The 11,979-nt window shown below is 71.9% G+C and carries 7 protein-coding genes and 1 pseudogene; 3 read left to right on the forward strand and 5 right to left on the reverse strand.

Translation table 11 applies throughout. From position 1 onward, the window contains the following. Positions 1-156: 156 nt before the first annotated feature. The 4 genes and pseudogenes from ACZ4WS_RS36000 to recG form a co-directional block, all read right to left on the reverse strand. Positions 157-1,215, reverse strand: a complete 1,059-nt coding sequence (locus ACZ4WS_RS36000; RefSeq protein WP_467987074.1) for an ATP synthase F0 subunit B — start codon at positions 1,213-1,215, stop codon at positions 157-159. A gap of 99 nt (positions 1,216-1,314) precedes the next feature. Further along, on the reverse strand, positions 1,315-1,794 hold the full coding sequence (gene coaD / locus ACZ4WS_RS36005) for a pantetheine-phosphate adenylyltransferase (RefSeq protein ID WP_467987116.1): 480 nt from the start codon (positions 1,792-1,794) through the stop codon (positions 1,315-1,317). A gap of 26 nt (positions 1,795-1,820) precedes the next feature. Then, positions 1,821-2,411: pseudogene (rsmD, locus tag ACZ4WS_RS36010) on the reverse strand (16S rRNA (guanine(966)-N(2))-methyltransferase RsmD); the annotation flags it as partial. Between the two features lie 68 nt (positions 2,412-2,479). Continuing rightward, entirely contained in the window at positions 2,480-4,696 is a 2,217-nt protein-coding gene (recG, locus tag ACZ4WS_RS36015; RefSeq protein WP_467987076.1) for an ATP-dependent DNA helicase RecG, read from the reverse strand. Positions 4,697-4,862: 166 nt separating this feature from the next. On the opposite strand from recG, the gene ACZ4WS_RS36020 reads away from it, so the two are divergent. Both ACZ4WS_RS36020 and ACZ4WS_RS36025 read left to right on the forward strand, forming a co-directional pair. Beyond that, positions 4,863-6,701, forward strand: coding sequence for an HSP90 family protein (locus ACZ4WS_RS36020; RefSeq protein WP_467987077.1), 1,839 nt, complete (start codon positions 4,863-4,865; stop codon positions 6,699-6,701). A gap of 11 nt (positions 6,702-6,712) precedes the next feature. After that, on the forward strand, positions 6,713-9,682 hold the full coding sequence (locus tag ACZ4WS_RS36025; protein WP_467987118.1) for a tetratricopeptide repeat protein: 2,970 nt from the start codon (positions 6,713-6,715) through the stop codon (positions 9,680-9,682). An 81-nt stretch (positions 9,683-9,763) separates the two neighbouring features. Here the strand turns inward: ACZ4WS_RS36025 and ACZ4WS_RS36030 are convergent, their stop codons facing one another. Continuing rightward, on the reverse strand, positions 9,764-11,485 hold the full coding sequence (locus tag ACZ4WS_RS36030; RefSeq protein ID WP_467987079.1) for a DAK2 domain-containing protein: 1,722 nt from the start codon (positions 11,483-11,485) through the stop codon (positions 9,764-9,766). Between the two features lie 258 nt (positions 11,486-11,743). Between ACZ4WS_RS36030 and rpmB the strand changes: the two genes are divergently transcribed. Continuing rightward, the gene (gene rpmB, locus ACZ4WS_RS36035) at positions 11,744-11,929 is read left to right on the forward strand and encodes a 50S ribosomal protein L28 (protein WP_037741545.1); all 186 of its coding nucleotides are present in this window, start codon (positions 11,744-11,746) and stop codon (positions 11,927-11,929) included. The last annotated feature ends 50 nt before the right edge of the window (positions 11,930-11,979 follow it).

Consider the following 11,979-nt stretch of genomic DNA (forward strand, 5'->3'; position numbering starts at 1 on the left):
CGATCTTCGAAGCTCGTGGGGGCGCTGCCCTTGGTGTTCCTGGGCAGCGGTGATCGCGGACGTACGCGCGACCGAAGAGCCAGGATACTGGACCTTTCGCTCTCGGCCCAATCCGGTGTGCGCTCCCGGTCCCGTGCGCCGGTGTGCGCCCCCTCGTCAGTGACCGCCGCGCCCCTGCTCGTACGCCCGCAGCTGCTCCGCACTGATCATGCTGGTGTCGAAGAGGCTGGCCTCGTCGAGGGCCTGCGCCTGCTGGGCGTAGGCCTGCTGCTGGCTCTGGTCGTACGCCGGCTGCTGGTCGTAGCCCTGCTGCGGGTAGGCGGCGTACGGGTCGGCCTGCTGGTAGCCGTACGCGTCCTGCTGGGCGTACTGCTGCTGATAGCCGTAGGGGTCGACCTGCGCCTGCTGCTGGTACGCGTAGGCGTCCTGCTGCCCGTAGGACGGCTGGGCGGGCACCTCGGGGGCCTGCGCGGGCTGCTCGGGGGCGTCCGCGAGCTCCGCGAGGCCCGCCAGGTAGTCGGAGTCGCTGGTGTGCTGCGCGGGCATCCCGTCGTCCGCGAAAGCGCCCAGGTCGCCCAGGTCGTCGCTGGCGATCCGGCCGTGCAGCTTCTGCCGGCCGCGGCCGACGGCCTCCAGGGTCTTGGCCAGGACGGCCTCGAAGGCACCGAGCTTGACGTCGACGTAGTCGTCGGCGTTGCGGCGCAGGGTCTCCGGGTCGTGGCTGCGCTCGGGGGCGTCCTCGTCCTCGTACCCCTGCTCGTCGACCCCGGGCCCGGTGCCGAGGAGCTTCTCGCGGCCGCGGCCGACCGAGCCGAGGGTCTTGGTGAGGACGACCTCGAAGTTGGCGAGCTTGGAGTCGACGTAGTCGTCGGCCTCGGCGCGGATCTCCTCGGCCTCCTGGCGGGCCTCGGTGAGGATGCGGTCGGCCTCGTTCTGAGAGCGGCGGGCGACCTCGGTGTCGGAGATCAGCGAGCCGCGCTCGGCGTGCGCGGTCTCGATGATCCGCTCGGCCTCCTGACGGGCCTGCTCGACCATCTGCTCCCGGCCGCCGATCAGCTCCTGCGCCTGAGCGAGGGAGCCGGGCAGCGCCTGACGCACCTCTTCGAGCATCGAGAGCAGATCCGCGCGGTTGACCACGCACGAGGCCGACATGGGCATGGAACGGGCGCTGCCGACCGCCGCGACGATCTCATCGAGCTTCTTCTGCACGTCCACCGTGTGCTCGCCACTCTCTACAGCTGTGATGGAGACGGACGGGTCGACTGTACGACCACTCCTGCCCCGCCCGACACCGGGTGACGGACTGTCAGGCGCTCAGCCCTTGCCGAGCCGCCCCTTGAGCGCCTCGAGGACCACCGGCGGCACCAGGTGGGAGATGTCGCCGCCCCAGTTCGCGACCTCCTTGACCAGCGAGGAGGAAAGGAAGCTGTAGGTGGGGCTGGTCGGGATGAACAGCGTTTCGACGCCCGAGAGGCCGTTGTTCATCTGGGCCATCTGGAGTTCGTAGTCGAAGTCGCTGACCGCGCGCAGACCCTTGACGATGGCGGGGATGTCGCGCTGCTTGCAGAAGTCGACGAGCAGGCCGTGATAGGCCTCGACCTGCACATTGCCGAACTCGGCGGTGACCTCGCGGATCAGCTCGATCCGCTCGTCGACGGTGAACAGGCCCTGCTTCGACTGATTGATCATCACCACGACGTGCACGACGTCGTACAGCCTGGAGGCGCGGGCGATGATGTCGAGGTGTCCATTGGTGATGGGGTCGAATGACCCCGGACAGACGGCGCGGCGCACTTCAGTTCCCTCGCTCTCCGGTCCGGTCATCGTGCGTCTTCGCACGTAGAGGCGGCGCGACCGTACCAAAACGTCCCTTCGCCGTAACGACGGGCCCTGATCCCTTCGAAGCCGTCCGGCCACTCGAATTCGCCGCCTCTGGTGCTGCGCTCCACGGTGACGAGGGCTTCGGCCGTGAGCCAGCCCTGCGTGCGGAGTGTGAGCAGAATCTCGCGAAGATCGTCGTCCGAGACGACGTACGGCGGGTCCAGGAAGACCAGGTCGTACGGGTCCGCCGGCGCCGGCGTCTGGATGATCTGTTCCGCTTTGCCTGATCTGACTTCGGCGCCGGGCAGGCCCAGCGACTTCACGTTCTCGCGGATGACCCGGGCCGCGCGGGCGTCGGCCTCGACCAGGAGGGCGTGCCCTGCGCCGCGGCTGAGCGCTTCAAGGCCGACGGCGCCCGAACCTGCGTACAGGTCGAGGACGCGCTCGCCCTCCAGAGGGCCGCCGAGCAGGGACTGCCAGGTGGAGAAGAGGCCCTCGCGCGCCCGGTCGGAGGTGGGCCGGGTGCCGGTGCCCGGCGGGACGGCCAGACGGCGTCCACCGGCCCGGCCGGCGATCACGCGGGTCATGAGGGTCCTTTGCGCTGGTGGTGTGTCGGGTCCAGTCTCTCAGCCCCTGTCGCGGTGGTGCTCACCGTCTCTCAGCCCTTGTCCAGGTACTGCTCACGCTCCTCGTCGAGGAGGGCGTCCAGGGCGGTGCGCAGGCCGGGGAGACCGGTGAGGTCCGGGTCGGCGGCGACGACCGCGGCCGCCTCCTCACGGGCCTCGGCGATGATCTCCTCGTCGTCGATGACGGCGAGCATGCGCAGCGAAGAGCGGACGCCGGACTGGGCCTGACCGAGGACATCGCCCTCGCGGCGCTGTTCGAGGTCGATGCGGGAGAGTTCGAAGCCGTCGAGCGTGGACGCCACCGCGTTCAGGCGCTGGCGTGCCGGGCTCGCCTCCGGCATCTCGCTGACCAGGAGGCAGAGGCCGGCGGCCGAGCCGCGGCCGACGCGGCCGCGCAGCTGGTGCAGCTGCGATACGCCGAAACGGTCGGCGTCCATGATCACCATCGCCGTGGCGTTCGGCACGTTCACCCCGACCTCGATGACGGTGGTCGCGACCAGGACGTCGGTCTCGCCGGCGGCGAAGCGGCGCATGACGGCGTCCTTGTCGTCGGGCTGCATACGGCCGTGCAGGACCTCGACCTTGAGTCCGTGCAGGGGGCCCTTGGCGAGCTGGTCGGCGACGTCGAGGACGGCGAGCGGCGGGCGCTTCTCGGCCTCGTCCTCGGGGGACTTCTTCTTGCCGCTCTTCTTCGGGTCGTCTTCCTCGTCACCGATGCGGGGGCAGACGACATACGCCTGATGCCCCTTCTCCACTTCCTCACGCACGCGCTCCCACGCGCGCGTAAGGAAGTGCGGTTTGTCCGCGGCCGGGACGACATGGCTGGCGATCGGCGAGCGCCCGGCGGGGAGCTGGTCCAGGACGGAGGTCTCCAGGTCGCCGAAGACGGTCATCGCGACCGTGCGCGGGATCGGCGTGGCGGTCATGACCAGCAGGTGCGGGGGCTGCTTGCCCTTGCCACGCAGGGCGTCGCGCTGCTCGACACCGAAGCGGTGCTGCTCATCCACCACGACCAGGCCCAGGTCGTGGAACTGCACCTTGTCCTCGATCAGCGCATGCGTACCGATGACGATCCCGGCCTCCCCGGTGACCAGGTCGAGCAGCGCCTGTCGCCGGGCCGCCGCCCCCATGGAACCGGTGAGCAGCACGACCTTGGTGGAGTGCTCGGCCCCTCCGAGCATGCCGCCTTCCGCCAACTCCCCCATCATTTCCGTGATCGACCGATGGTGCTGCTGGGCGAGCACTTCGGTGGGGGCGAGCATCGCGGCCTGGCCGCCCGCGTCGACGACGGCGAGCATGGCGCGCAGGGCCACCATCGTCTTACCGCTGCCCACCTCTCCCTGGAGCAGCCGGTGCATCGGATGCTCGGTGGCGAGGTCGTCGAAGATCTCCTTGGAGACCTTCTGCTGGCCCTCGGTGAGGGTGAAGGGCAGCTTGGCGTCGAAGGCGGCGAGGAGGCCGTCGGGCTTGGGCTTGCGTGCGACGGCCGGGAGTTGGGCGTCGGCGTGGCGGCGGCGGGCCAGCGCGACCTGGAGGACGAAGGCCTCGTCCCACTTGAGGCGGGCGCGCGCGTCGTGGATGTCCGCCTTGGTGTGCGGGCGGTGGATCTTGAGGAGGGCCTCGGGGAGGGCGACCAGACCGCGGCCGTCCCGGAGGGAGTCCGGGAGGGGGTCGACGGCTTCCTGGGCGCTCGGCAGCACCGTCTGGACGGACTTGGCGATCTTCCAGGACTCCAGCTTGGCGGTGGCCGGGTAGATCGGGATGAGGGCGCCCGCCCAGGAGTCGACGGTCTCGGCCGCCTCGTCGCTGTCGCCGCGCAGCAGCTCGTACGCCGGATGGGCCAGCTGGAGGCGGTGGTTGAAGACGGAGACCTTGCCGGAGAACATCGCGCGCGTGCCGGGGAGCAGGTCCTTGTGGGGCTTGTGCACGCCATTGCCGAAGAAGACCAGCTGGAGGCGGCCGCTGCCGTCCGTGATGGTCACTTCGAGGCGCTGGCCCTTGCCTCGCGGGGCCTTGGACGAGGCGAAGGTGAGCAGGCGCGCGTCGGCGACCTGGGCGACCACCGTCACATGCTCGTCCATGGGCAGGTCGGCGAGGTGGGTGAGCTGCCCTCGCTCCTCGTATCTGCGGGGATAGTGGTGCAGCAGATCGCCGACGGTGTGCAGGCCGAGGTGCTCGGCCATCACCTTCGCGGTGGCGGGACCGAGCGCCTTCTTCAGTGGTTCTTCGAGCACGGGCACGAGATCCATTGCACACCACGGCACTGACAATGCCGTATACGTCCTGGAAATCCGCTGGTCAGGCGGGTCGTTCTGGGCCTAGCATGGCGCGCTCCGGCCCGCTCCGCGGTCACCGTCCCCCGGGACCGCCCGACCCCGCGCCGTCGCCCGTCCCCCCACCGACGGCGCTGCGACGATGGACTCCCAGACCTCACAGTCATCCCAGGCACCTCAGTCACCTCATACGTTCCAGGTCGACCTGCGCGGTTTGGTGGACCTGCTCTCCCATCACCTCTACTCCAGTCCCAAGGTCTATCTGCGCGAGCTGCTGCAGAACGCCGTGGACGCGATCACGGCGCGGCGGGCCGAGCAGCCGGACGCGCCTGCCACGGTCCGGCTGTACGCCGAGAGCGGCACCCTGCGGGTGGAGGACTCCGGTGTCGGGCTCACCGAGTCCGACGTGCACAGCCTCCTCGCGACCATCGGCCGCAGTTCCAAGCGGAACGACGGTCTTCAGGCGGCGCGTTCCGAGTTCCTGGGGCAGTTCGGCATCGGATTGCTGGCGTGTTTCGTCGTCGCCGAGCGCATCCGGGTCGTCAGCCGCAGCGCGCGTACGCCCGACGCGCCGCCCGTGGAGTGGACGGCGGCCGACGACGGCTCGTACACCGTGCGGACGCTGCCGCAGGAGGCGCGCACCGAACCGGGCACCACCGTTCACCTGGTGGCGCGCGCCGGGACCGGCGAGTGGCTCACCGAGCAGCGGGTGCGGTCGCTGGCGCGGGACTTCGGGTCGCTGCTGCCGTACGACGTGCGCGTCGGCGACGAGGCGATCACGGACCTTCCGGCGCCCTGGGACCGCGCGTACCCGAGCCCCGCCACCCGAAGGGTGGCCCTGGCCCGGCACTGCCACGACCTGTTCGGATTCACTCCGCTGGACTCGATCGACCTGGACGTGCCGCTCGCCGGTATCCGGGGCGTGGCGTACGTCCTGCCGTCCGCGGTCAGCCCGGCCCAGCGGGCCGGCCACCGCGTGCACCTGAAGGGCATGCTGCTCACCGAGCGGGCCGAACAGCTGCTGCCCGACTGGGCGTTCTTCGTGCGCTGTGTCCTCGACACGGACAGCCTGCGGCCCACCGCGTCGCGCGAGTCGCTGTACGAGGACGAGACGCTCGCTGCCGTGCGGGAGGCGCTGGGCGAGCGCGTCCGCTCCTGGCTGACCGGGCTCGCCGCCGGTGATCCCGAGCGGCTGGCCGCCTTCCTGTCGGTGCACTACCTGGGCGTGAAGTCCCTGGCGCGGCACGACAAGGAGATGCTGCGCACGATGCTGCCGTGGCTGCCCTTCGAGACGACCGACGGGCGGCTGTCCCTGGAGGAGTTCGCGCAGCGGCACCCGGTGGTGCACTTCACGCGGACCGTGGAGGAGTACCGGCAGGTCGCGCCGATCGCCTCCGCGCAGGGCGTCGGGGTCATCAACGGCGGCTACACGTACGACAGCGAGCTGATCGAGGCGCTGCCGTCCGTACGCCCTGGGACCGTCGTCTCGGAGCTGGACGCCGACACCGTGACGGCGCACCTGGACGCCGTCGACCCGGCCGAGGAACTGGCGCTGTCGGCCTTCCTGGCGGCCGCACGGGCCAAACTCGACCCCCTGGGCTGCGACGTGGTGCTGCGCGCCTTCCACCCGCTCTCGGTCCCGGCCCTGCACCTGGACGACCGGGCGGCCCGCCACGAGCAGGCCCGCGCGGACGCCGAGGAGCAGGCCGACGACCTGTGGGCGGGCATCCTCGGCTCGCTGCGCGGCAGCGCTCCACGCGCGCGCCTGGTCCTCAACCACCTCAACCCACTGATCCGAAGGATCAGTTCACTCAGCGACCCGGAGCTGATAGGCACCGCCACGGAGTCCCTCTACGGGCAGGCCCTCCTGATGGCCCAGCGTCCCCTGCGACCCGCGGACTCCGCGCTCCTCAACCGCGCGTTCATCGGCCTCCTGGAGTGGGCCACCCACACCGACCCCGGGAAGGACGACCACCGGTGAGCAGCCAGGCCATGGACTTCGACACGCTGCGCCAGGCGATGGCGGACAACTACGAGCAGCCGGAGGGACCCGCCCGCAACACGCGCGCGGAGCAGCTGCTCGTCGAGGCCGAGAAGCTGAACATCCCGCTCGCCGTGATCGAGGCGCTCGGACACCAGCTGAAGGTCTACAACTACAGCTCCGAGAAGGACAAGATGTTCGTCCCCTTCGCGCGCCTGCTGCGCATGTGGGACGAGCGCCCCGAGGACTTCGACGAGTACGAGATCCACTCGCTGCACTGGGTCTTCAAGTGGATGTCGGCCGGAATGCTGGACCAGCCGCACATTCCGCTCGCCTCCATAGAGAAGTGGCTCGGCGAGATGGAGCACCGCTACCGGCTGGCCGGCCACTCCGAGCGGGCCGTGCGCGGCGCCGAGTTCAGCGTCGCCGCCCACCTGGGCGACCTGGAGCGCGCCGAGCGGGCGTACGTCGCCTGGCTGGCCGCCGACCGGGACACCATGGCCGACTGCCACGCGTGTGAGCTGCACAGCCAGGGGTGGTGGCGCGCGGAGCGCGACGCCGACACGGAGGCGCTGGAGCTGTGGCGCCCGGTCCTGGAGGGCGAGTACACCTGCGCCCATGAGCCGCACACCGTCCTCGCGTCCTCCCTGGTGCCCCTGCTGCGCCTGGGGCGGGTGGACGAGGCGCGCGCCCATCATCTGCGGGGCTTCCGGCTGGTGCGCGCCATGGAGAGCATGCGCAGCGCGTACGCGGATCACATGGAGTTCTGCGCGCTCTCCGGCAACGAGGCGCGCGCCCTGGAGCTGGTCGCCGAGCGGCCCGCGTACTTCACCGACTCCGGGGACCCGCGCAGCAAGCTCGACTTCATGGCCGTGACGGCCCTGCTCATGGACCGCCTGACCGAGCTCGGACTCGGCGAACGGACCGTGCCGGGCCCTGCCGGGCGCGCGTGGACCGCGGGCGAACTCGCCGTCCACGCGCGCGGGGAGGCGCTTTCGCTGGCCGCGCGCTTCGACGCGCGCAACGGCACGTCGTACGTCAGTGAGCGCGCCCGCGCGCGGATGGATCAGCCGGCGCTCGTGGACCGGCTGCCGCTGGGCGTCCGCTCTACGCGCCCCGCGCGCACGTCGGCGCCCGCGCCCCGGCCGAGCACCGCCGCGCAACCCTCGGCCGAGCCGGACCTCTCCGCGCTGCTCGCCGAGGCGCGGCGGCTCTCGGGCCTGCGGAGCCCGGACGCCGTCGAGGCCTGGGCCGCGGTCTCGCGCGCCGCCGAGGGCCACGAGCTGGAGGTCCGCGACCGCGCCGAGATCGCCGACCACGCGGCGATGGGGCGCGGTCCCGACGGCATCGAGCTCTTTCATCGCGCGGCCGAGTTGTACGCCGAGGCGGGCGACCCCGGCGAGGCCCTCGCGGCCCGCGCCCGCGCGGCGTACGTCGGCGCCCTGTCCGGCGGGACGGAGGAGGCCCTGGCGGCCGTCTCCGAGCTGTACGAGAAGGTGCTCGCCCTCTTCGAGGGGGGCGGGACGGGGGTGTCTCAGACGGCGTCCGTGCTGGTGGGGCGGGCGCGGATCTTGATGCATCGGGTGGATGAGGTGGGGGGCGGGGCGGGCGTCGAGTTCGCTTCTCGGGATGGGGATGAGGCTGGGGATGACATTCTCGGCGCTGCTGAGGAAGCCGCGCGGGAGTTGCTGGCTTTCGCCGAGCCGCACATCGCGGACGTGGCGCTGGCCTCGCGGGCCGCGGAGGCGTGGGCGATGCTCGGGGAGCTCGCGGCGCGCGTAGAGGACGCCGAGACGGCCGCGGAGCTGCTCTCGCGGGCCGCGGAGGCGTTCGTGACGGCCGGGTTGCCATGGTTCGCGGTGGAATACGAGTCCCGGCTCGCGGGGATTGCCCTGCGCCTCGGCGACGCGGAAACGGCGGAGCGGGCGGCGCGCGCGGCACTGGAGCACGGCGGGGCACACCTGGAGGCGACGGGCCACGCCCAGCTGCACTTGCAGCTCGCCGAAATCCTCGGCGCAACCGGGCAGTTCGGGCCCGCCGCGGAGCACGCCCTGGAGGCCGCGCACTGGGCCGACGAGGCGGGCCAGGGTCCCACGCTCGGCACCTGGGCCCGCCACCAGCTCGGCGGTTTCCTGCTCCGTCAGGGACGGTGGGCCGAAGCCGCCGAGGTGCTGGAGTCGGCACTGCCCGATCTGACCACCGACATGCACGGTGACGGTGCGATCGTGCAGACGCGGTGGTGGCTCGGGGACTGTCTCACCGAGCTCGGCGAACACCGTGACGCCGCCGGCCACTGGCTGCGGGCCGCGGACATCGCCCGGCACTGGCCCGAGCAGCGCGACCACGCGATGCTCGCCCATCTCGCCGCCGAGGCGCTCGGTCACGCCGGGCTGACCGCCCAGGCGGACCAGGCATACGCCCGCGCCGGAGACCTCTGGCGCGACCTCGGCAACGTCCACGGGCTGGTCCGGTCGCTGCGGGCCCGTGCGTGGGCCGCGGCCCGTACGGATGTGGGGCTCGACGGGGCGCGGGAGTTGATGGCGGAGGCGGTGCGGGAGTGCGAGTCGGCGGTCGCCGGCGTGCCCGCCGCGGCCGGCTCGCCGGACGGCGAGGACGCGCGTCACCGGCTCGTCGCCGAACTCGGGTACACCTGCCGTCAGTTCGGCGACCTCGTGGCCCGTTCCGTCCCCGACGGCGCCGAGGAGGCTTCCGCTCGGGGGGCGTTCAAGGAGGCCCTCACCCACGTCACGCGGGCGATCTCGGTGTTCGTCTCCCTCGGGGAGCACGGCCTCGACGACCGTACCGGTGCCGAGCTCGCGGCCGGGTGGTTGGAGGCCGACCTTCGGCGTCCCGCCGCGGCGTCCGCACGCGCGCGTGCGGTGCTTTCCGCGTACGCGGGGTTGGACGGGGAGACCGCGGTGGCGCGGCGCGCGGAGGCGGAGAACATGCTGGAGCTGATGCGGGCGCGTTCGGAAGGCTGAGGTATGCCTGGTGGGGTGGGTTTTTCGCCCCCGCCGCCCCTGCCCGTCCCGTACCCGGGGGGAAGGGACGGGTAGGGGCAGCTACTCAACACCGATCAGCAGCAACGCCCCTTGGCGCCCGCCCCGGTACACCACCGTGTCCACGGCCAGGTAGGACTCCCGTACGCGGGATTCGAGATGGGCGGCGATGGAGTCGGGGGCCTCGTCGCCGAGGACGAGGGTGACCATTTCGCCGCCGGCGGCGAGCATGCGGTCGAGGACGGTTTCGGCGGTGACGGTGATGTCGGAGCCGATCACGGCGACATCGCCGTCGATGAGGCCGAGGACGTCACCGGCCTGGCAGATGCCGGCCATGGTCCAGGACTGCCGCTCGGCGACGGCGACTTCGGCGTAACGGGTGGCACCGGCCGCCGAGGTCATGGCGACGACGTCCTCGTCGAAACGGCGCTCCGGTTCGTGCACGGCGAGCGCGGCGATGCCCTGCACGGCGGAGCGGGTCGGGATCAGCGCGACCCGGACGCCGTCCGCCCGCGCCTGCTCGGCGGCGGCCGCAGCGGTGTGGCGCAGCTCGGCGTCGTTGGGCAGAAGCACCACCTCACGCGCGTGGGCCCGCCGTACGGCCTCGACGAGCTGACCGCTGGCGGGCGGCTCCCCGGGCCGCGCGAGCACGGTGGTCGCGCCGGCCTCCGCGTACAGCCCGGCCAGGCCTTCGCCGGGCACGACCGCCACGACGGCGCGCTGCGCCCGCTCCCGGGGCGGCCGCCCGCCCGCGCGCGTGGTGTGAGCGTCCCCGAGCCCGAAGTGGGTGATCCTGATCCGGTACGGCCGCCCGGCCTCGACGCCCGCCTCCACGGCGGCGCCCGCGTCGTCCACGTGCACATGGACGTTCCACAGCCCGTCCCCGCCGACCACGACGAGCGAGTCCCCCAGGCCGTCGAGCCGGTCCCGCAGCAGGTCCACTGCCGCGTCCTCCGCCTCCAGCAGGTAGATCACCTCGAAGGCGGGCCCGTCCTCCTCCGGCACCGCGTCCGCGCACACGTCGGGGTGCACTCCGCCGATGCCGACGCCGATGACATCGGGCACGGGCTCCACCTCCTGCACGCGCGCGTGGATCTCCGCGGGCTCCGGCGCCTCCCCCGTGAACGTCTCCACCAAGGCCGCCAGGACCGCCACCAGCCCCCGCCCGCCCGCGTCGACCACACCGGCGCGCTCCAGGACGGCCAGTTGTCCGGGGGTCGCCGCGAGGGCCGCCCGCGCCCCCTCGTACGCCGCGCGCGCGACCATGCCGCAATCGCCCTCGGCACCGGTGGCCGCGTCGGCCGCGGCCGAGGCGACGGTGAGCACCGTGCCCTCCACGGGGTGCGCGACGGCCTGGCGCGCGGAGTCGGCGGCGTGCCGGAGGGCGAGCCGCAGACCCTGGCCATCGGCGTGAGCGGTGTCACTCTCGGTGGCGAGCACCTGCGCCATGCCGCGCAGCAGCTGCGCGAGGATCGTCCCGGAGTTGCCCCTGGCTCCTATCAGCGCCCCGTGCGCCATCGCCCGCACGGCGTCGGCGAGGGTGGGCCGCAACGTCCCCGTGGGCAGAACAACGGCGGACACAGCGTCATGACCCGCGAACACCGCCTCGACGGCCGCGGCCGCGGACTCCACCGTCAAATACAGATTCGTCCCAGTGTCTCCGTCGGCCACCGGGTAGACATTGATCGCGTCGATCTCCTCGCGCGCCCGCCCCAGCGTCTCCAGCGCGAGACCGCACCAGGTGCGCACCGCGAGAGCATCCAATGTCTGCGGCACCTGCGGCACCTGCGCCTCCTTGAGCTGCTGGACGTGGGACGCAGCGTAGACCCAGGACGGGTTACTGGCGGTAGGGGGCCCTGACGAGGGCCGGGACGGAGCCCGGGGCAGCCATGGTAGTTTCGTTCTCCGGACGCAGTCGTTGTATGCTGCTCCAGTTGCCCGATCTGATCGGGTCTTCCCCTGGCACCGCCACTCAGATCCTAGATCTTGATCCCGGCATGCCGGGATCCACCGTAAGTGCATCTGAAGTCTTTGGAGTGACCCGTGGCTGCCAACTGCGACGTCTGCGGCAAGGGGCCGGGCTTCGGCAACAACATCTCGCACTCGCACCGCCGTACGTCCCGTCGCTGGAACCCCAACATCCAGCGCGTCCGTACCGTGGTGGGCGGGACGCCGAAGCGCGTGAACGCTTGCACCTCGTGCATCAAGGCCGGCAAGGTCACGCGCTGACAACCGCCAGCGCGCGGCCACTGCTGGTTCGCTTGCACTGAACCGGTCCA

It is taken from the genome of Streptomyces sp. NPDC029292 (genome assembly GCF_055569295.1).

Coding starts and splice junctions, on each gene's coding strand:
- ACZ4WS_RS36025 (WP_467987118.1), top strand. CDS start 6,713: ATGGACTTCGACACGCTGCGCCAGGCGATGGCGGACAACTACGAGCAG.
- ACZ4WS_RS36020 (WP_467987077.1), top strand. CDS start 4,863: ATGGACTCCCAGACCTCACAGTCATCCCAGGCACCTCAGTCACCTCAT.
- recG (WP_467987076.1), bottom strand. CDS start 4,696: ATGGATCTCGTGCCCGTGCTCGAAGAACCACTGAAGAAGGCGCTCGGT.